We start from the raw sequence: 19,181 nt of genomic DNA, 5'->3' as shown, positions 1-19,181 counted from the left end.
GGAGGAATCAGCAAATGAACAAAGTGAAATTAATCATTAGCAATCGCCAATTCTTACATCAGCTTTTGTTAGATTCAAAAGAACAATACAAAATTGGGAGTAATCCTCACGATGATCTTTATTTCAAAGATGCTGGTGATTTTGAATTAGAGTTAGCATTTGACGCAGAAAAAGCCAAATGGATTTTAATACAAGGCACAGAAGAAGTGATTTTAGAGGTAAACCAGCCGCAAAAAATTAAAGTGGGCGAAGAAGAGTTAAGCTATAATCTGATTGAAGCTAGACTACCAGTGGCGTATCAATTAGCTATTGAGAAAAATTGGCATATTGGATCAGATCAAGATGCAGTAGTGCAATTACCAAAAGCTTTTTCAGATAAAATCAGCTTGACTAAAACAGCAGAAGGCTGGGAACTACAACCTTTAGGCTGTGCTTTATTTGTAAACTATCGCTTTACAGCAGAGAAAGTCTTAGTAAAAGCTGGCGATGTGCTGTATTTAGCCGGCAGCTTTGTCACTATTTTCCAAGATGAGTTACATGTTGAAGGCGATGGGGCTTTAGAAGTTCATTTACCTAAATTAGCCACATCAAGCTATGGATTTTATGATGAATATCCAGACTATCATCGTTCACCGCGAATTATTTATCGTGATCCAGAAGAAAAAGTTTCGATTGGGACGCCTGATAGTGAACCAACTAAACCAAATGAACAGTTATTAAAATTAATTGTACCGCCATTGATGATGTTAGGTGCGACAATTGCGATGAGTTTCTTAATGCCACGTGGTCCGTATGTCTTAATTACGGCAGGAACGACAATTGTTACAACTATTTTCTCCATTTCTTCTTACATTAAAAGTCGTAAGCAATACAAGATTGACTCTGCGGAGCGGGTTCACATTTACAATCAGTATTTAGTGACGAAAAGTGAAGAGTTGTATCGTTTAAATCAAGAACAACGTGTCGGTAAATTGTATCATTATCCAGATATTGTGACGTTAACTCAACAAGTAGCGCAATACAATCATCGGATTTATGAAAAAACACCGTTGCATTTTGATTTCTTAACCTATCGTTTAGGCTTAGGTCGGGTGCCGTCAAGTAGTGATATTAGCTACAAAGGCAGTGATGGACAAAAGAAATTAAATGACTTAGAACAAGAAGGACGGAACTTATGGACGGAGAGCCGCCATGTTGAAGGCGTTCCTGTGACAACGGAGTTAACCTTAGGACCGATTGGCTATATTGGACCGCGTCCATTAGTTTTAGAACAATTGCAATTACTCGTCAATCAATTGGCCTTTTTCCATAGTTACCATGATTTACAGTTTATTACGATTTTCCCAGAAGAGGAATTAGAGCAGTGGAACTGGTTGCGTTGGTTGCCTCATGCGACATTGCAAGATATGAATGTTCGTGGGTTTGTTTATCATCAACGAAGTCGCGATCAAGTCTTAAATAGCTTGACGCAAATTCTGAAAAACCGCCAAAATGCTAAGTCAGAAGGCGGACGTGATGCGGATAGTACGATTTTTACGCCTCATTACGTAGTTTTAATTACGGATGTGAAGTTAATCCTGGATCATACAATTATGGAATTCTTTAATGAAGATCCAACAGAATTAGGCTGTAGTATTATTTTTGTGCAAGATGTTATGAGTAGTTTGTCAGAGAACGTTAAGACGGTTATTGATATTCGTGACCGAAATACTGGTGTGATGGTGCTTGAAAATGGCGATTTAAAAAATACAAGCTTCGCCTTAGATCATTTCCCAGTAGACTTTGACAAAGAACGTTTGCCTAGAACCTTGGCGCCGTTAAATCATTTACAAAACTTGAAAAACAGTATTCCTGAAAGTGTGACGTTTTTAGAAATGTACGAAGTCGAGCGCTTTGAAGAATTAAATGTCCAAGATCGTTGGGCTGCGCATTCGCCACATAAGAGTTTAGCTGTACCACTTGGCTTACGAGGCAAAGAAGATGTTGTGATGCTGAACCTTCATGAAAAAGCACATGGACCTCATGGTTTAGTAGCGGGAACAACGGGTTCAGGTAAATCAGAAATTGTCCAAAGTTATATTTTAAGTTTAGCAGTGAATTTCCATCCTTATGATGTAGCGTTCTTACTAATCGATTATAAAGGTGGGGGAATGGCGAACTTATTCCGTAACTTGCCGCATTTATTGGGAAGTATTACCAACTTAGATGGCGCACAAAGTATGCGCGCACTGATTTCGATTAATGCCGAGTTAAAGCGCCGTCAACGTTTGTTTTCTGAGAATAATGTCAACCATATTAATCAATACCAAAAGCTTTATAAGGATGGCGATGTTAGTGATCCAATGCCGCATTTATTCTTAATTAGTGATGAGTTTGCGGAGTTAAAAGCGGAACAACCTGAGTTTATGTCCGAGTTGGTTTCTACAGCACGGATTGGGCGTTCGTTAGGGATTCATTTAATTCTAGCTACCCAAAAACCATCGGGTGTCGTGAATGATCAAATTTGGAGTAACTCGAAATTTAAATTGGCCTTAAAAGTAGCGGATCGTGCCGATTCAATGGAAATGTTGAAAACGCCAGATGCAGCAGAAATTACCCAAGCAGGTCGAGCTTATTTACAAGTTGGGAATAATGAAATTTATGAATTGTTCCAAAGTGCGTGGAGTGGTGCGGATTATCAACCAGATAAAGACGAATCCACAGCCGAAGATTTAACCGTTTATGCGATTAATGATTTAGGTCAGTATGATATTTTAAGTGAAGATTTAAGTGGCTTGGAAAATGCGGATGAAGTGAAGACTGTGCCGACAGAATTAGATGCGATTATTGATGGGATTCAAGCGATTACGGAAAAAGCGGGGATTGAAGCCTTGCCAAGACCGTGGTTGCCACCGTTGGCTGCCCGGAATTACTTGCCATTATTAGACCCAGTCAGTTATCAAGAAGCTTGGGCAACGGAAAATAAAGGTGAATTGGTGCCTGTGATTGGGATTGCCGATATTCCAACGATGCAAGCACAAGAAACCTTAAGTTTGAATTTATCCAAAGAAGGCCATATGGCTGTTTATTCAAGTCCTGCCTTTGGTAAATCGACCTTCTTACAAACGATTATGATGGGCTTAGCTCGAAAACACAATCCAGAAAGACTTCATGCGTATTTGTTAGACTTTGGGACGAACGGTTTGTTACCATTACGGAGCTTGCCACATATTGCGGATACCATGAATAGTGATGAAGATGAGAAGATTGGCAAATTCATTCGTCGGATGGCGACAGAGATTAAACGTCGTAAGAAGATGTTGAGTCAATATGCCGTAGCTAATTTAGCCATGTACGAGAAGGCCAGTGGCAATGAAGAGCCAAGTATTCTGATTTTAGTGGATGGCTATGAAGGCTTTAAGGGCATGAAATATGAAGATCCATTGGAAAAAATATTAACACAAATTTCTCGTGAAGGTGCGGGGATTGGGTTACATTTGATTATTTCAGCAGGTCGAACAGCCAGCATGCGCGCGAATCTGCAAAGTAACATTAAGTTGCAGTTAGCCTTGAAGATGATTGATGATGCGGAACCGAGAAATATTGTGGGACGTACAAGTTTAGCGATTGATGATTTACCAGGCCGTGGCTTGATTAAGTTAGAAGATCCAGCCTTGTTCCAAGCGGCATTGCCGACTGAAGGAGAAGAGACACTGGATATCATTGACGCGATTCAATCAGAAGCGAAAGAAATGGATGCTTATTGGACTGGGGAACGGCCAGAGGAGATTCCGATGATTCCAGAAGTGCTTGATTTTGAAGAATTTGTGGCGAAAAAAGCCACGAGAAACATGCTACAAACGAGTGGAATTCCAATTGGCTTAGACTTTGAAAATGTATTGCCTATTGGACTTGACTATAAAAAAGAAAAAAGTACTTTGATTTTAGGTGACACAGTTGAAACGGTTAGTACGATGACAAATGTATTAATGAAAGCCGTAGATAGTGCAGCCGAAATAGACTTCGCACTATTAGATAACAATGAACGTGCCTTTAAAAAAGAATACAGCACTAAGGAATATTATGGAAGTTTAGCTAATGAAGAGAGCTACCGAGAATTTTTTGCTAAGCTGCAAGTGTTTTATGAAGATAGAGAAGATGAATATGAAGACTTGCTAGATGAAAATGAAGATTTAACCCTAGCCGAGTATGCTGGACGAGTAAAACCATTTATTATTTTTGTTCCAGATATGCCTAGTTTGTTAGAAATGTTACCAAAAGAAAAAGATTTTGAAAAATCAGTTGCAACATTGATTCAAAATAGTTGGAAAATGGGAATGCATTTTGTATTGGGTGGAATTAGCAATAAAACTGGTAAGGCTTATGATGCAATATCTGATGTATTTAAACAACAAAAATCAGGAATTGTTTTAACGAAGCTAAATGAGCAACATATCTTAGAAGCAAGTAATAAGAACTATAATGAACCAAGCTTATTGCCATATGAAGCTTATTATACGCGGAATAATTTTGGTCAAAAATTAAAATTGCCAAAAGTTTAACTTAATTTAATTAGTGAGGTGAAAACGATGTTTGATTTTTTTAAAACACCAACAGAACAAAAAAGAGATAAGTACTACTCTCTCTATCAAAATTTAAAAGATTGTGAAACGTATCATCAGAAAAAAGTAAGTGAAGCCCAATCTACATTTGACAGTTATAAAAATTCTGTTCCTAACTTTTCAAATTCGAAAATACCATCAAAAGATTTTGATCAAAAAAGAGAGTCCTTAACTACTGACATTGCAACGTATTTAGCAGAGGAAGAAAAGAAAAAAGCAGGATTGAAATCAGCTAAGCAACAAGCGAAAGCACAATATGAGATGTATAAAGCTTTAGCCATATCTGAAGCACAAGAAAAGCAACGAAAAAAAGAAGAGAAAGCAAAAAAGGATAAGGAAGCTTTAGAGGAAGCACGTCGCGCTTAGAAAAAATTTGTGAAAAGAAAAGAGGGAGAACTCGTGGCTAAAATAGAAATTTTAGGAGAATCTTTGGAACAAGCAAGTAAAGGTGCTGATGATTTGAAAAATTCAGTAAAAACAAGCTTAGATTTAACAAAAAAATTAAAAAACTATGTTGGTGGTGCAAAATGGAGTGGTGAAACACGCGATGCATTTGAGGCCTATTTGGATATTATTGTACAGTATCATGAAGATTTATATGCTGCAACAAAATTACAGACAACGGCTTTCAATCATTTAAAAGAAAATATTGCTGCTTTTGACAGTCAACCTGAAGCTGCGAAAGTGAGGAGTCTGTGATGCAAACTGAAGAAAAAATAATAAATGAAAATAGTTTTAGTGTTTCAGAATTGTTTCTTTTAGCAGAAGCTTGTGGCACAAGTTCCGTTTTTGGCTTGCCTGATAAAAAAGTACAATTATTGTTAAATTCAACAATGATGCAAGATGCAGGGGAGACATTACAAGAAAAAGGAATACTGAGTGAAGATGAAACGTTAACAGAAGGTGGATACTATGTTTTATCAGCTTTAAACAGCTATATTAACAGTAGCCAATATACTCGGATTAATAATTGTATGGTTGGTTTTTTACCAGATGATCAAGAAAACTTAGTTTTATTAGTAGAAGTGGAAGCCAATAAGAAGTATCAGCTAAAAATTATAGATAAGTTGGTCTTATTAAAAAATTTATTTGACGAATCTCCCTTGTTACAGAGGGAGCCATTAGAAGATGAAACTGAGTTTATTTTGAAAAAAATGCGAAACTCTCAGAGAAGAATTGCTGAAAAGTTAGAGTTGAAAACGAATTTACTAAATATTGAAATCTTTAAAGGTGAGTTGTATAAAGAAGAAGTCGATTCTGCAGAATATCATGAACAATGGTTGATGTATCAAGACCAAGGTGAATTATATGCCGTTGATTTTAATGAACCTAAATACTATCGAGCAAGCCAATATTGGTTGATGAAGTTTGTTTTTGATAGTTTAGCTATTCCATATGGAGCAGCAGCTAGCGAACAACAAGTAGCTGAATAGAGATGAATTTATTCTAGTAAGTGATGTCTAGTTCTTATGAATCAGCTCTACTCGGTTCGACAAAATTTTAGTACAAGGAGAGAATAAAATGGGAAAAGAAAAATTCTTTGTCAATCCAACTGAAATGGAAAAAATAGCTAGCTATTTAGATCAGATCAATAAAGAATTTGAAGGCAACGCGAAAGCGGCAGCCAAAAAAATTATATCTAGCTCTTTTTATAAAGAAGGTAAAGCTAAAGAAGTCTTTTCAAGCTATCAAGATATTACGAATAAGTCGTTTGAAGTCACTCAACATTATAATCGAGCGTTCCAACTGGTTGTGATGGCGATGGAAGAAGCAATGGCTTTAGATCAAGCATTAGCAGCTAAAATAACAGGTGAACAAGAATTAACATAGGAATGAGGTGAACTAGGTGGATGTAAAAACAAGTAGTGGTGGTTGGGAAACCATGCGTTCAAGTGTTGGAAATGTAGTTGGAAAAGGCGCTTGGGGCAAAGGTGTGATTGATGATCTTAAAGACATTACTAAAAATTTAGAAAAAGCTGAAGAAAAAATCAGTGCTAAAGATGAGGATGGAGTCGTTAGTTTCCATCATTTAGATCGGACAACAACTTATCAAGAAATTTATGAAAAAATGGAAGTATTGTACGGTTTTACAAATAAAGCCCATGATTTAGTCGATGAAACCATTGATGAAAAATTCTATCAAGAAATCGATAAATACGCAGTAGCTATGCGTGATTTGACTATCAATAAGTATTCAACAAAAAATATTACGGGTGCAACAAAGCAGGAGCTGGTTTTTACTAGTTCAAGTATGCAAGAAATGCAAACTGTCTCAAAAGATAAAATTACAGTAGATGATTTATTTTCCGACTCTAGTCCATTAGGGAAAAAGATGAAGGCAGATTTTGATCAGTATAGACTGAGCCAGGGTGATAAAGAGATAAAGTATGAAGATTTTAAACAATCGATGTTAAATACAGGTGCATTTGAATACACCTCTATAAAAGATAAGCAAATGAAAAAAGAAATGTGGGTGAATTTAGGGATAGCTGCAGTGATTGTCATTGCTTCTATCGCTTTTCCACCAGCAGGAATGGCATTAGGTCTTGTAGTGAGTAGTTTAGAGGTAGGAAGTGCAATTACAGGAAAAGACTGGGTTAGTGGAAGAGAATTAGGAACAGGTGAACGAGTGTTCCGAGGAGTCTTAGGCGGAGTTGGGTTAGGTACAGAACTCTATGCGCTGAATTCATTTAGTAAAAATGTTCGATTAGCCAGCCAAATTAAATATGGAGGAGAAGGTGCGACCTCCGTTCAGCATTTAGGAGATATGGTAGCCAATTCTGGGAAAAGCTCTTATGGTCGAGTGACAGAATTTGGAAATTCTGTTAAACTTAACAGTACAGATATTAGAGGAGTCCAGCCAGTTAGCAGTAAATATGGTACAAAAATAGACTCTAAGGTTATAGAAGTTGAAAAAGCAAATCTACCAGATTGGATACAAGCAACTTTTACAGACGGTCAGTACAGGACTGTTGAAACTTTGGAAGATGTAAAAGTTTATAGAACATATGGAGGGAAAGCAAAACAAACTGGTGGATACGCAACAACTTCCCCAGCAAAAACAAGAATAGATGCCAAAATCGATACGGCTTTATTACCAGAATGGGGTAACAGCAGAAAATATGAAATTGAAATTACAATACCGAAAGGCCAGCAGCTTAATATAGGGAAAGTTGTGGACAGATGTCAATAAAGTAGACACAAAAATAGATACAATTTAGATAGACCCAAAATAGATTTTTTCTTTTTCATTCGGGGTCATCATATTGTTTGCTGAATGGGGGCGTTTTGAATTGTAAAAACCCTCTATATATTCAAATGAAGATTGTTCAACTTCTTGGATTGTTCTAAATGTTCTGCGGTTCAGTTCTTCTTTTTTCATATATTTAAAAAAAGACTCGTTTACGGCATTATCCCATGGGTAAGCTGCTTTGGAATAAGATGGAACGAGGTTATGTGTGTCTAAAAATTGACGAACACTAGTCGCACAGTATTGGCTTCCACGATCTGTATGGAATAGAACAGGCTCTTTGGGATTTCTTTGATTCACAGCTGTTTCAAGTGTCTCAAGGACTAAAGAAGCTTCCATAGTTGGACGAACGCGCCATCCTATAATTTTCCTGGAAAATAAATCTAAAATGACACAGAGATAAACAAACCCTTTATTAACAGGAATGTAAGAAATATCGCTCGTCCAAACTCGATTCGGTTCAGTCGGATTGAATTGTTGGTTTAAGTGATTTGAGTAAGCTAAAGAAACCTTTGGTTTCGCATATAAAAATTTCGGCTTAGCTGTAGACATTTTTGGCAAATCCATTGATTTCATTAATCGGTACACTCGCCCAACACTAATGAAAATTCCAAAATCACGCTCAAGAACAACTTTTATTTTCGCAGCACCTAATCGTTTTTTAGAATCCATATAGATAGAAAAAATGGTTTGTCGAAGCTGTTGATTTTCAACAGTTCTAGGAGCAGGAGTTGGGTCAAAGTGTTTATAATAGGTACTTCTATTTACGTTTAAGACTCTACAAAGGCGCACAATAGAATGATCAAAACGTAATAAATGAACCGCATCTAATCGTTGTTTGAGTGTGGCGTGAAGATGGCAATCGCTTTTTTTAAGATGAGGTTTTCCTCTTCTAATAAAGCATTTTTCTTCTGTAAGTCTTTAATCTGTTTAGCAGTAAGGATAGAACCATCTTCAATTTGAACTTCAGAATATTGTTTTACCCAGCGGGATAACGCTGTAAAGGAAACGCCATAGTCTTTACACAACGAAGTTTGTGTTTTACCTCCATGGTAAAGATTAACAAGGCTTTTCTTAAATTCTTCATCATATTTTTTGTAATTGGACATTTGAATCATTCCTTTCGTTTTAGTGTCTACTTATAAACAGTATACCATTAAAAATACTGTCTACTTTATTAGTATATATCCATTGCGCCACAAACAATTGAAAGTACAGGAACTATACTTTCTGGTGGTGTAGATCAAATTTTATTACCACAGGGATGGTCTTCTGAATGGATAACTAATACAAAAATTGTTCCAAGTAAATAGGGGGGGTGCTATATGGATGAAATAGTAAATCAATGTCATGAAATATTAAATTTAATAGAAGAAAGTAAATTTAAAGAGGAGAATAATTATAGTATTGTTCGAATTAAAAATGCAATTAAACAGATATTAAATGCGATTAATGATAATAATATAAAAAAAATAAAAATTAATATTCAAAGTTTGTCAAGAAATTTTGTGGATGATACAGGGGATTATTCTAATGTTATTTTAAAGGAGTTAGAAACGTTATCAAAGTATATTGAGAATACAGTTTAGTAGGGAGATAGTAGTATGCATAAACAAAACTTGATAGAAAATAACAAATTATTGGAGATAGTAAAGAGTTTAAAAGAAAAACATTCAAACCAAGTAGAAACAGATTTTCACAAGTACATGCAGAAAAGCAATTTTTTACTGCCTGCTATTATAAAAGAAAATAATAAAATATCAATCGTAAAAATAATAGATGAGAAAGGAATAGAATACTTACCAGCATTTACGGATTGGAAAAATTTTCAATTGAACGTTGATAATACAAAAGAAGTACAATCAGTTATTTTTAGCTTTAAAGAATTTTTTAATATACTTGAGTCTGATTTAAGTTTATTCGGAATAGTTATTAATCCATATAGTGATAATTTAGTGTTATCCAGAGAAAATCTGAATTTTTCAGAAGAACCTCAAGATGATATTCGGAAAGGCGATCAAGTTTCTTTAGGTGTACCTAAAGATTATCCGTATTTATTCGTTGAGAAGTGTATAGATTTCTTTAAAAAAGATAATTCTGTAAGAAGTGCTTTTTTACTTCAAATGGTGAAAAAAAATCAAATAAGTTTACTGCTAGTTATTGAAACAGAGAATATCGAAGCAGTATTTTCTCAACTTAGTAAACATATAGTGAAATTTTTAGATGATGAGAAAATTCTTGATATAATACCCTTAGATACTCCATTAGGTCGAAATATTACAGAGCAATACGCCCCGTTTTTTGAATGTGAAAAATAGAGTCTTAAGTTTATAAAAAAGATAATTTAAAAATAAAAAATATATTACTGTTAATAATCGGTTGTAATCGAATAATAAGAACTACGTTAGTAAGATAGGATATCACTAATCTAGTTTCCAATAAATAACTTGTATTTATTGGAAAGAACTTCTTCTAGTAGTGAAAAATTATGGCAAATAGAAAAAAGACCCATTGGAGATGATGATGTTTATACTTTTATTAACATAGAAGAAGAGGTTCTATATGCTACAGATTTTAATGGAAGAAAGTATAAGGTTTGTAAAAAAATGGAATCCCTGAAAAAATGGAAATTGTAAAATAATTATATCTAATGTACAACAATCGTGAGACAAAAAAGTTGCCATTAGCTAACAAAAGATAGCTGTATTTATTGGATGAAGTCTTAACATTGAAAAAGAAGCGATTCAGTTTTGTCGTTTCTTTTTCTATTTTTAGTGTTTAAGCTACAGCCTATAGAAAGCTAGCGGAATATGCTCAAAATGCAAAAATAATAAATTGAAAGAGGTGAATAAGATACCATGCAACAGGGACCTGTGTATGCAGAAAATATTATTGTAGGAGTAAAATATAAATGCTCATTTAATTGGTATATTACCGATACAGAATTATGGTATTTAGATTATAATCAAGCTGGATACTCAACGGAGCAATATCCAGAAGAAAGGAGGAATATAAGCGTTTTAAATAAAAATATGGCAAGTGCTTTTTTTTAGAAATATAGAAAACTATAGAAGCTCGACAAACTCTATAAAACTAAACTTTTTTAAAGAGCTTAGTAAAAATAAGGCAGAAGCTAGATATAATTATAACCCTAGCCTGTTAATAGATTTTGATAATCAGATTTTTTATTCTAATTATCCTGAGTCTATATTTTTTGAAGAATATATTCCTGATAATTGGACTGGATATAGGTATTGGGAAGAAAAAGGTACAAATTATTTAATTAGAAAGGATTAAATCATGCAAAAAGATAAATTGACTATGATAAAAGAGACATTTAAAAATGAAAAGACTGGGGAACTGACACCGGGGGTTACAATAATTCTTGATGGTAATGTGGCCCAAGTATTGGATATAATTATGAAAAAGAAAGGTTATACTGATTATCCCGAAGCGCTAAGAGATGTTATCTTCGAGGGAATTCAAAGCTTTATAAAACAAAATGATTAAATAGAAAGGCACTCTATCACGAGACTGGTAATCAAGTCATTGTATAGTAATGAAATATTTGAAGAAGAAGCGATTTTGCTTTATCATTTCTTTTTTAATTTTATGATAGCTAGCCTTATTAGATATTAATAAAACTGGATGGAATAAGAATTTCCACAGGAAATGAATCTAGAACTTGGCAATACATATGGAGCAGTGATGGCCATTAGAAGGGGAATGCCAGAAAATAATATTGTTTTTAAAGAGGTGAAAAACAGTAGTATACCTTATGGATTCAAATATAAAATAGAAAAATAATTAACAAGGGAAGACTATATGTGGTGAAGCTAAAAGTTAAGCTATGTGTTTGCAATTAAAAAGTTAGGAGATGTTTGGAATGTCATTAGATAAACAAGAATTTATTAACAATAAGTTTATGGAATACACTAAAGAAATATTTAGCAATGTATTTTATGATGAAATACATTTGAATGAAGAAAAATATTCTAATGATGTTGCAGGGATGGGAGCTTTCAAGTTATTTTATTATCTTCCTAGTAAAGACTATCAGATAGTTTTTGAATATGAACGCCTTTTGTTTACAATAAAAATAAAAAATAATGAGAATTTTTCTAATTTTTTATGAACCATAAAGATATTAAGAATAGTCTAGAGATAAGTAATATAAAAACGGCAGTCTTGGTTTTAAAGGAAGATATTTTGAATGATAATTTTGATTTTTTTAAAATAACAAAAAACGGAAAATTAAAAACAGTGAAGAAAAATAATGAATCATAAAATAGCATACAATGATTTACGAAATCAAGCCTTAAATGTTGCGCCAGAAGAACTAAACTTAAATTTAGAAAGCGAAAACCAAGTATATGCTTCATTAATTGATTTCAAAATTAAGGATAAATCTATGAGTTTATTTTGTTCATTTGATGGAACAGTAAGCCTTTATTTTGAAGATAGAGAACCTATAGTTGGCTTAGGAATGATTGAAGGTATAAAAACGGCAGCTACTTCTCTATTAATTAGTTCAGGACAAACCCTAGGAAAGTTAGAATTATTTGACGAAAGTAAAATTGATAACTCTTTTGAGAAAGAAAGAGTAGTTTTGATGGCTAGCCAAAGATATGTAGCATTTGTAAATAATCAAAATAATAGTCGTGAAATTCAATTTTTAGATTTTTTAATACAAAACGTTATTTCTGAAATTAGGAAATCAGATGTGATATAGTAACTTTAATAGAACGACTGTCACCTAGATTTAAATAATTGAAGCATTTAAATTTGGGTGATAGTTGTTCATTTAATTATACATAATTTATAAGCTTAAGTATTTCATTTTTCTGTTTAAATTATTTAGAAAATTTGAAAAACAGAAGGTAATTTAGGTGGAGTGCCAGTAAACTTTATTAAGAAAAATGTAACCAGTCTTATAGTGTTGAATAAAACTTTAAACGAGTTGAAAATGTAAAAGTCTTTGAGTTTATGACTTTAGGAAAGAGATTGAGTTTTATTTATCTAAATCTATCAATCGGATTAGAATTGAAAGAGACCTTTTTAAATATAATAATGGATTTAAATAAGTAGGAAGGGTGAAAATTAATTATGCAATTTGAAGTATTAAAAGATTTTAGAGAAGAGAAAGTTATATCCAAAGAAACAAAAGAAAGATATCTAGGAAAGATATCAGAGGAAATGATGGGATTTTGGGGAAATTATGGTTTAGGGAATTTTTGCAATGGTTTTTTTAAGTCCGTAAATCCAGATGAATATAAAGAATTATTTGAAACTACTAGCTTAAGATATACTGAAAATGGAGTGGTAGTATTTGCTACCGGATTAGCTGATTTAATTATTGAAAATAATAAACGATTATACTTCTTACAATATAGAAAAGGAATAATAAGTCTATTGCCTGTAAAAATGAAGTTTTTTCTACAAGCTTTATCGGAAGAAAATTCTGTTTTTTTATCCGATTATTTAAATTCTGATCAATACTTTCTAGCACTTGAAAAATATGGTGAGGTTCAATATGAAGAAGCATTTGGCTATGTTCCTTTGTTAGGACTAGGAGGTTCAGAAAAAATTGAAAATTTAGATAAAGTTAAAATAAAAAAGTACATATTTTTAATCTCACAATTAGTTGGACCTGTTGATTTATAATAAAAAAAGAATATTTCTAGTTATTTGCTAAACTGTAACAGATAATTAGGTACTAATTTTATTTAAAAATTTCAAAAAGCAAGAACAATTTAAGTAGAATACTGGTATGAATAATTTTACAGATATACTTGAATAAAGAAAGGTGGATGATTAAGGTAGAAATAATTCGAGGAAATGGTTTTGCAATTGTTAAAAAAAATGATGAGTATACAATCGACTGGCTTCAAGGGCCTTTTGATCAAGAGGTATCATATCCAATACAAACTTTGAGAGAAGATGGAGATTATATATATTAATAGATATGCCAGTTAAGCAAAAATATACTTTCGATGACTATCATAATGTCTATGACTTTTCTTCAAGTGGTAAAAATTATGGCAAATAGGAAAAATACCCACTGGAGATGATGGTGTTTATACTTTGATCAACATAAAATAAGAGGTTCTGTATGCTACAGATTTTAGTGGAAGAAAGTATAAAGTTTGTGAAAAAATGGAATCCCTGAAAAATGGAAATTGTAAAATAATCCTATCCAATGTACAACAATCGTGAGACGAAAAAGTTGGTGTGAGTATCAAATCTTAGACAACTTTTTGTAGAGACGGAAATATATTAAACTTATCTATGAGAGGATGAATTTTTATGACGCGATATGAAGAAAATTTAAAAAAATGATTGTTGAACTTAATCAAACTGGACGTTCCGTCAGTTAAAGTAAGGAGAAAAATGTGGATCAGCATAAAAGAACTTCAGAAGAGTTAAACGAATTATTAAAAAAGCAAATAATGAATTTCATATGCACTATAGAAAAACAAATGAAATAACGATGGATTTTTTATTGCAACCTGAAGAAGCAATACAAATTGCGAAAGAGTATCATAAGCGAGAAAAAATGGAAGGGGTAGTAAATATAAATTTAGATAGTATTTTATTTGATGAGGCTTATACTTTTAAAATTAATAATAACGAAGATGATATCAGATCGGTGTGGAGAATTCAAGTTGATTTACCACCAAATGATTTTCTCATGGAAGATTATACACTGATTGTATCAGATAAAGATAAAAAAGTGCTGGGAGTTATAGATCCAAACGGTCATCCAATATTTGAAGGAAATGACTTTACAGATGAAGATATTAAGTATATTACAAATGATGGAAGTGTATAGTTTTTAACTTTTATATAAATTTATTATAAAGTAAACCCAATATTTTAGTCTAGTGTTGGGTTTCTTTATAGTAAGCAGTTTACTATAAAGAGATTAGTTATTTAAAAATACATAGACCAAGGTGAATTATGCACTGTTGATTTTAACTGGAGAAATATCAATAAATTAGGCACAAAAGCAGATCCAATTTAGGCAGAGCCAAAATAAATTTTTTCTTTTTCATTTGGAATAATTATAGTGTTCGCTGAATGAGGCCATCTTGAATTGTAAAAATCCTAACTACAGGGTGGTTGGCTCATGAAAGCTGAAGATATCAAAGGACTTATGCCAGATCAAATTAAAGATAAATTTGCATTACCTAATTTGCCAGAATGTGTTGGAGAGGTGACTCTTCCTAAAGGGAGTAACTTCAGAATAGGAGAAGTAAGTCCTCTCTTTAGCAGCAGTTGTGATGGTATCCAGTTTGATTTGAAAGTGAAATTTCAGAATTGAAAGAAAACGATAATTATTTACTTGTAAGAGTGTCTGTTACACCTAATTTAGAATTAAATGATAATATTTCAAGTAATATATATGCTATAAATAAACTTGGTGAGATTCAATGGCAAGTAAAAAATAGTATTCCTAAAGGAAATGCAGAATATATTTGCGCTCCTTTAGTTGGTATTGATATAAAAAAGATGGTTCATTATTTGTAACTGATTTTATGGGTAGAAGATTTGAAGTAAATCAAAAAAATGGAGTATTAGAACAGATGGAAATAGTTAAATAAAATGATATGAATTTTTGCAAGTAATTTTATTTGTAATGCTATTAATGATTATGGCAACTATTCTTCTAATGTTTTAAATTAAATATGAGAAATATTAAGAGGAATAAATATTAAGTGTGGAAAGAGGGTGGGACAAAATAACAAAAATAGGGTGAAATCCATTTTTGTAAATGTTTATTTCATCCTGTTTATTATTTTGCAATAATCTAATTTTTGATCAAAAATGGACTTTTTCCTAACCATTATTTCCTTTTAAATATAAGTCTTGATTCTGGTTATTTGGGTGATACTCATATTTTAGTGGATATTAATAAAGTAGATGGATTAAAGGTTCCTACTGGAAATGAATCTGGTGCATGGCAAGGACTTTGGGAGTCAGGAGTCTTTACAAATAAGTGATGAATATATTGTTAAAAATATATTTAAATAATAGGAGGACGAATTTTAATGGAAAAAATTCATAAAGGAAATGGATTTGCAGTAATAGAAAGAAATGGAGAATATCAAATAACTTTTCCTAAAGGAATAACTGGTGAACCTGCATTCTTTCCCATTACAAAAGAGTTGATGGAAAAAGCATTCAAGTCATCAGATGATGCATACGAAGTAATGATATATTCTGAAACTGGATTATGTCCAAAGAAAACAACTGAAGAAGAAGAGAATGAGAGAGTACGAGAATTTATAAAAAAATTCCCAGAGTTATTGATAAAAGTTCCTAATAATCAAGATTTATTTACGAAAGAGGAATTGAAAGAATTACTTCCTTTAGGAGAGCAAAATTTATCAGAAGAAGAATAATTTAATAAAATAAAAAGGCACTTCATTACGAGACTGATAATCAAGTAATAAAGCCTTGACTAGTAAGCATGTACTTATTAATCAAGTTGCCAATAGCTAACAAAAGCTAGCTGTATTTATTAGATAAAAATTTAATATTGAAAAAGAAGCGATTCAGTTTTGTCGTTTCTTTTTCTATTTTTAGTGTTTAAGCCGCAGCCTAAAGAAAGCTAGCGGAGCTATTAATAAATATAAACCTAAAAAAGTAACTCTAAAAAATGGAAAATAGCTTATAAGTAAAGAGGTAGGTACTGCTATATAGTTCATTGGCAAAAGCAATAGAGCAAGGGAAAGAAGTTACGGTAGATATTATTGTCAATTATGATTCTAGTTCTTTACGGTCAATTTCTTTTGAAGTAAACTATACTATAGATGGGGTAGACTTTTATGAGTTTATTCATAATTAGGAGGGGAAAAATGACTAAAATCTTTGAAGATGAATTTATGGAGGTACAATCAGATATGGTTTCATTATGTCTGGAGTATATTGAATCGAAGGCTGATAATATATATATTTATGCTTCAAATGAAAATAATTCTTTGACTTTCAATGTTTTTTTTGAAATAAAAGGACAAATAGCTACTACAAATGAAGTTAATAAAATATTATCAAGTCTGAATATGAAAGTAGACGATAGTATTGAAAGAAGAAGAGCTATTTTGAAAATAGGGGTGCAAGATTTACAGAAGATTATATCTATATGTACCAAATATAATCAGCCAGTACCAACAGAGATGAAATTAGTTTATAATGTTAATTCCAACTCATTAGATGCTCACTATCAATATGAAAATATTTATTCTAATACTGATAAAGCCTCTTATGACATATTTAGTGAATGGATGCAACAAATTAAAAATAAATAAGTTGAAAAATAAAATCCTTATATAATGAAATTAACTTATCATAGTAATGAACAAAGTCTTAAGGAGAAATATAAATATCAATCTAAGAGGGCTAGAGCCAGAAGAACATGTATTCGAAAAAAAGTGATAAGCAATCAAAATTCATTTTCAAAGCTACTGTGACAAAATTCTCTTTTACAAAAAAAGTACCTTTGGAAAATTCAGAGTTATTGAATTTTTCCAAGGTTTTTTTATTGTTTTTTTCTTCCACTTTACCGCTAATTTCTTTATATTTTCTGCATTATGGCTAATTCAACTTCATTGGGAATATTGCAAGTAATGTTAAATACTCTGGAGATTTCATGGATCCAATTGAAGCTGCGAGATATGACGAATATTGGAGAAATGCTGGTATCGGATCTAATACGACCTGGGAAGATTTTGTGAAAGCTAATCCCAAGTCTACTATTGATGATTACTTTAGATTAATTAAAGAGCAATCACCCTGGCCAGATGGCTATGTTCCTAATGAAGCAACTTTAAAATCGGGTGGGAAATTTGAAATGGCTTTATCAAGTAATCAACCAGCAAGTTCGCCAGGAAGATTTGGTACAACCCCAAATACTATTGAAGATATTGAATACGTTAGAAATAATCTTGCTGTAAAACAAGAATGGAAGCCTGATGTTGGTAAAGTTGTGCTGTACGAAGTAAAAGAAGGAGCAGAAATTCCTATTTTAAAAGGTCCAGTAGGGCCGCAAGTTGATTTGACTACTAATACGTATTTAAATGGCGGAGCAGATCAAGTACAAATTTTGTTTGACAGAGAAAAAAATATGATGGATTACTTAAATATAATAAATGTAAAACCATTAAAATGATGGAGGGATATAATGTTAAATGGATTTTGTTTTGATAGCAATAAAGTAGAATGGTTCATTAATGAAAAAAAAGTGAAAAAAAAATTAGATAATATTATTTTTTGTTCAATTGACAAAATTAATAATCAGGTTTTTGTTCAAACTGGGAATGATTTTGTAACGGAAAATGTTTATTATTTTGATTTTTTAGGGAATTTATCATTAGAATTCCACAAAAAAAATGGAAAAATACGATGGAATTACAATAATAAAATGTATGAAGAAAATGTTACTAATTTAGAAAATGTTGGGTTTTATTTGTCCAAAGGAATCATACTAATCATGTATAAAGCAAATGAAAATGAAGCATTTTTTGTTGATTTAAAAAATGAATTCTTACATGAAGTAAATAAACCAAAAGGGTTTCAGCTCGCATATTTTGAAGAAACAAAAAATAATATATTAATTGTTTGTAATGGAGACGCAGAAAACACTGATAAATTTGGTCGTGATCAGAAAAATTTTATTTTAGATATTTCAACTGGTGAGTTACAAGAAAATAGAATAGCATATTAAAAGTAATAGCAACAAATCTATCTTTTAAAAGAAATCTATATAGATAAATTATCCACTTAAGTAAAGATAATAAGGAGCAAATAAAAATGAGTATTTCAATTAAAAGAGCAACAGGAGTTATGGGAGGCACATCAAAAATTGATGTCCTTGTCAACGATAAGAAAGTCAATAAACTAAAAAATAATGAAGAAATAGTAATTTCAACAGAAACAGAAGATTCAAAAATAAGAGTAAAAAAATGGTTTTTTGGTAGCCAAGATACAGTAGTTAAACCCAATTCAAAAATCGAGGTTAAAATCAATCAGACAGCTTTATATCTCTATATTGGAGCTTTACTATTAGTTTTTGCAGGGCTTGCTAGCCAATTGATCCTATTCAGTTTCGCAGGGTTAATAGCTTGTATCGCAGTAATGGTCTATTCAAATAAAAATTGGTTTAAACTTGAAATAAATGAGTGATAAATAAAATCTACCTCCTCTAACTTTTACTAAAAAATTAGAGGAGGTATTTTAATAAAGGTCATTAACAAATTACCACAAAACCGATAAAAAAGAATATAAATAAAAATATAGTCCATGTTATAATTAAAAGAGATAAAAAGGAA

26 protein-coding genes are annotated in these 19,181 nt (G+C 32.1%); 25 read left to right on the top strand and 1 reads right to left on the bottom strand.

Going from position 1 to position 19,181, the window contains the following annotated elements:
* Window positions 1–14: 14 nt before the first annotated feature.
* From essC to BR77_RS04950, 6 genes are all read left to right on the top strand, one after another.
* Complete coding sequence (gene essC, locus BR77_RS04975; protein ID WP_016356388.1) at window positions 15–4,541, top strand: type VII secretion protein EssC; 4,527 nt, start codon at window positions 15–17, stop codon at window positions 4,539–4,541.
* Window positions 4,542–4,568: 27 nt separating this feature from the next.
* The gene (locus BR77_RS04970) at window positions 4,569–4,967 is read left to right on the top strand and encodes a hypothetical protein (RefSeq protein ID WP_015076019.1); all 399 of its coding nucleotides are present in this window, start codon (window positions 4,569–4,571) and stop codon (window positions 4,965–4,967) included.
* Window positions 4,968–5,000: 33 nt separating this feature from the next.
* Window positions 5,001–5,300: a WXG100 family type VII secretion target gene (locus BR77_RS04965; protein ID WP_010050372.1), complete on the top strand. Its 300-nt coding sequence runs from the start codon at window positions 5,001–5,003 to the stop codon at window positions 5,298–5,300.
* Window positions 5,300–6,034, top strand: a complete 735-nt coding sequence (locus tag BR77_RS04960) for a DUF5081 family protein (RefSeq protein WP_015076020.1) — start codon at window positions 5,300–5,302, stop codon at window positions 6,032–6,034. The genes BR77_RS04965 and BR77_RS04960 overlap by 1 nt, the downstream gene beginning before the upstream one ends.
* Window positions 6,035–6,122: 88 nt before the next feature.
* Window positions 6,123–6,431, top strand: a complete 309-nt coding sequence (locus BR77_RS04955) for a hypothetical protein (protein ID WP_015076021.1) — start codon at window positions 6,123–6,125, stop codon at window positions 6,429–6,431.
* A gap of 16 nt (window positions 6,432–6,447) precedes the next feature.
* Window positions 6,448–7,794, top strand: a complete 1,347-nt coding sequence (locus tag BR77_RS04950; RefSeq protein ID WP_236700902.1) for a hypothetical protein — start codon at window positions 6,448–6,450, stop codon at window positions 7,792–7,794.
* A 24-nt stretch (window positions 7,795–7,818) separates the two neighbouring features.
* On the opposite strand, the gene BR77_RS18620 is transcribed toward BR77_RS04950, so the two are convergent.
* A protein-coding gene (locus BR77_RS18620) for an IS3 family transposase (protein ID WP_233463432.1) occupies window positions 7,819–8,960 on the bottom strand; the annotation gives its coding sequence in 2 pieces (ribosomal slippage) (window positions 7,819–8,714 and window positions 8,714–8,960; 1,143 coding nt in all).
* A 216-nt stretch (window positions 8,961–9,176) separates the two neighbouring features.
* Between BR77_RS18620 and BR77_RS04935 the strand changes: the two genes are divergently transcribed.
* From BR77_RS04935 to BR77_RS04855, 19 genes are all read left to right on the top strand, one after another.
* On the top strand, window positions 9,177–9,440 hold the full coding sequence (locus BR77_RS04935) for a hypothetical protein (protein ID WP_016356389.1): 264 nt from the start codon (window positions 9,177–9,179) through the stop codon (window positions 9,438–9,440).
* 15 nt (window positions 9,441–9,455) lie between these two features.
* Window positions 9,456–10,169 carry an enhanced serine sensitivity protein SseB gene (locus BR77_RS04930; protein ID WP_015076024.1) on the top strand — a complete coding sequence of 238 codons (714 nt, stop codon included), beginning with the start codon at window positions 9,456–9,458 and terminating at the stop codon, window positions 10,167–10,169.
* Between the two features lie 129 nt (window positions 10,170–10,298).
* Window positions 10,299–10,487 carry a hypothetical protein gene (locus BR77_RS18990; RefSeq protein ID WP_035064119.1) on the top strand — a complete coding sequence of 63 codons (189 nt, stop codon included), beginning with the start codon at window positions 10,299–10,301 and terminating at the stop codon, window positions 10,485–10,487.
* Window positions 10,488–10,709: 222 nt separating this feature from the next.
* Entirely contained in the window at window positions 10,710–10,904 is a 195-nt protein-coding gene (locus tag BR77_RS19310; RefSeq protein WP_015076025.1) for a hypothetical protein, read from the top strand.
* 247 nt (window positions 10,905–11,151) lie between these two features.
* Window positions 11,152–11,361 (top strand): hypothetical protein, encoded by a 210-nt coding sequence (locus tag BR77_RS04915; protein ID WP_015076026.1) that lies wholly within the window; start codon window positions 11,152–11,154, stop codon window positions 11,359–11,361.
* Window positions 11,362–11,737: 376 nt separating this feature from the next.
* The gene (locus tag BR77_RS04910) at window positions 11,738–11,986 is read left to right on the top strand and encodes a hypothetical protein (protein WP_015076028.1); all 249 of its coding nucleotides are present in this window, start codon (window positions 11,738–11,740) and stop codon (window positions 11,984–11,986) included.
* Window positions 11,983–12,138, top strand: a complete 156-nt coding sequence (locus BR77_RS18985; RefSeq protein WP_015076029.1) for a hypothetical protein — start codon at window positions 11,983–11,985, stop codon at window positions 12,136–12,138. Before BR77_RS04910 ends, BR77_RS18985 begins: the two co-directional genes overlap by 4 nt.
* Window positions 12,128–12,583: a hypothetical protein gene (locus BR77_RS04905; protein WP_015076030.1), complete on the top strand. Its 456-nt coding sequence runs from the start codon at window positions 12,128–12,130 to the stop codon at window positions 12,581–12,583. The genes BR77_RS18985 and BR77_RS04905 overlap by 11 nt, the downstream gene beginning before the upstream one ends.
* Before the next feature lie 374 nt (window positions 12,584–12,957).
* Window positions 12,958–13,515, top strand: coding sequence for a T6SS immunity protein Tdi1 domain-containing protein (locus BR77_RS04900; RefSeq protein WP_015076031.1), 558 nt, complete (start codon window positions 12,958–12,960; stop codon window positions 13,513–13,515).
* Window positions 13,516–13,661: 146 nt separating this feature from the next.
* Complete coding sequence (locus BR77_RS19305) at window positions 13,662–13,811, top strand: hypothetical protein (RefSeq protein WP_015076032.1); 150 nt, start codon at window positions 13,662–13,664, stop codon at window positions 13,809–13,811.
* A gap of 500 nt (window positions 13,812–14,311) precedes the next feature.
* Complete coding sequence (locus BR77_RS04895) at window positions 14,312–14,683, top strand: hypothetical protein (protein WP_080639137.1); 372 nt, start codon at window positions 14,312–14,314, stop codon at window positions 14,681–14,683.
* A 297-nt stretch (window positions 14,684–14,980) separates the two neighbouring features.
* On the top strand, window positions 14,981–15,175 hold the full coding sequence (locus tag BR77_RS04890; RefSeq protein ID WP_015076034.1) for a hypothetical protein: 195 nt from the start codon (window positions 14,981–14,983) through the stop codon (window positions 15,173–15,175).
* On the top strand, window positions 15,172–15,381 hold the full coding sequence (locus tag BR77_RS18975; protein WP_185751402.1) for a hypothetical protein: 210 nt from the start codon (window positions 15,172–15,174) through the stop codon (window positions 15,379–15,381). The genes BR77_RS04890 and BR77_RS18975 overlap by 4 nt, the downstream gene beginning before the upstream one ends.
* A 287-nt stretch (window positions 15,382–15,668) precedes the next feature.
* Window positions 15,669–15,854 (top strand): hypothetical protein, encoded by a 186-nt coding sequence (locus BR77_RS04880; protein WP_035064115.1) that lies wholly within the window; start codon window positions 15,669–15,671, stop codon window positions 15,852–15,854.
* Between the two features lie 48 nt (window positions 15,855–15,902).
* Window positions 15,903–16,256, top strand: a complete 354-nt coding sequence (locus BR77_RS04875) for a hypothetical protein (protein WP_015076037.1) — start codon at window positions 15,903–15,905, stop codon at window positions 16,254–16,256.
* A 456-nt stretch (window positions 16,257–16,712) separates the two neighbouring features.
* On the top strand, window positions 16,713–17,162 hold the full coding sequence (locus BR77_RS04870; protein WP_015076039.1) for a hypothetical protein: 450 nt from the start codon (window positions 16,713–16,715) through the stop codon (window positions 17,160–17,162).
* Window positions 17,163–17,503: 341 nt separating this feature from the next.
* The gene (locus BR77_RS04865; RefSeq protein WP_015076040.1) at window positions 17,504–18,022 is read left to right on the top strand and encodes a hypothetical protein; all 519 of its coding nucleotides are present in this window, start codon (window positions 17,504–17,506) and stop codon (window positions 18,020–18,022) included.
* Window positions 18,023–18,034: 12 nt separating this feature from the next.
* On the top strand, window positions 18,035–18,577 hold the full coding sequence (locus BR77_RS04860) for a hypothetical protein (protein WP_035064110.1): 543 nt from the start codon (window positions 18,035–18,037) through the stop codon (window positions 18,575–18,577).
* Window positions 18,578–18,663: 86 nt separating this feature from the next.
* A complete protein-coding gene (locus tag BR77_RS04855) occupies window positions 18,664–19,035 on the top strand; it encodes a hypothetical protein (RefSeq protein ID WP_035064107.1) in 372 nt (123 codons plus the stop codon).
* Window positions 19,036–19,181: the final 146 nt, after the last annotated feature.

Source organism: Carnobacterium maltaromaticum DSM 20342 (assembly GCF_000744945.1).
In the GTDB taxonomy this organism is placed as follows: domain Bacteria; phylum Bacillota; class Bacilli; order Lactobacillales; family Carnobacteriaceae; genus Carnobacterium; species Carnobacterium maltaromaticum.
Note: the sequence above shows the minus strand (reverse complement) of the source record. Positions and strands in the feature narration are given on the sequence as shown.

Bases quoted from the DNA above. Each gene is read 5' to 3' on its own strand.
- BR77_RS04895 (WP_080639137.1), top strand. From the start codon at position 14,312: ATGCACTATAGAAAAACAAATGAAATAACGATGGATTTTTTATTGCAA.
- BR77_RS04890 (WP_015076034.1), top strand. From the start codon at position 14,981: ATGAAAGCTGAAGATATCAAAGGACTTATGCCAGATCAAATTAAAGAT.
- BR77_RS04915 (WP_015076026.1), top strand. From the start codon at position 11,152: ATGCAAAAAGATAAATTGACTATGATAAAAGAGACATTTAAAAATGAA.
- BR77_RS04935 (WP_016356389.1), top strand. From the start codon at position 9,177: ATGGATGAAATAGTAAATCAATGTCATGAAATATTAAATTTAATAGAA.
- BR77_RS04860 (WP_035064110.1), top strand. From the start codon at position 18,035: ATGTTAAATGGATTTTGTTTTGATAGCAATAAAGTAGAATGGTTCATT.
- BR77_RS04970 (WP_015076019.1), top strand. From the start codon at position 4,569: ATGTTTGATTTTTTTAAAACACCAACAGAACAAAAAAGAGATAAGTAC.
- BR77_RS04875 (WP_015076037.1), top strand. From the start codon at position 15,903: ATGGAAAAAATTCATAAAGGAAATGGATTTGCAGTAATAGAAAGAAAT.
- BR77_RS04870 (WP_015076039.1), top strand. From the start codon at position 16,713: ATGACTAAAATCTTTGAAGATGAATTTATGGAGGTACAATCAGATATG.
- BR77_RS04960 (WP_015076020.1), top strand. From the start codon at position 5,300: ATGCAAACTGAAGAAAAAATAATAAATGAAAATAGTTTTAGTGTTTCA.
- BR77_RS19305 (WP_015076032.1), top strand. From the start codon at position 13,662: ATGATTAAGGTAGAAATAATTCGAGGAAATGGTTTTGCAATTGTTAAA.
- essC (WP_016356388.1), top strand. From the start codon at position 15: ATGAACAAAGTGAAATTAATCATTAGCAATCGCCAATTCTTACATCAG.
- BR77_RS04855 (WP_035064107.1), top strand. From the start codon at position 18,664: ATGAGTATTTCAATTAAAAGAGCAACAGGAGTTATGGGAGGCACATCA.
- BR77_RS18985 (WP_015076029.1), top strand. From the start codon at position 11,983: ATGAACCATAAAGATATTAAGAATAGTCTAGAGATAAGTAATATAAAA.
- BR77_RS04910 (WP_015076028.1), top strand. From the start codon at position 11,738: ATGTCATTAGATAAACAAGAATTTATTAACAATAAGTTTATGGAATAC.
- BR77_RS04955 (WP_015076021.1), top strand. From the start codon at position 6,123: ATGGGAAAAGAAAAATTCTTTGTCAATCCAACTGAAATGGAAAAAATA.
- BR77_RS04900 (WP_015076031.1), top strand. From the start codon at position 12,958: ATGCAATTTGAAGTATTAAAAGATTTTAGAGAAGAGAAAGTTATATCC.
- BR77_RS04930 (WP_015076024.1), top strand. From the start codon at position 9,456: ATGCATAAACAAAACTTGATAGAAAATAACAAATTATTGGAGATAGTA.
- BR77_RS19310 (WP_015076025.1), top strand. From the start codon at position 10,710: ATGCAACAGGGACCTGTGTATGCAGAAAATATTATTGTAGGAGTAAAA.
- BR77_RS04905 (WP_015076030.1), top strand. From the start codon at position 12,128: ATGAATCATAAAATAGCATACAATGATTTACGAAATCAAGCCTTAAAT.
- BR77_RS04865 (WP_015076040.1), top strand. From the start codon at position 17,504: ATGGATCCAATTGAAGCTGCGAGATATGACGAATATTGGAGAAATGCT.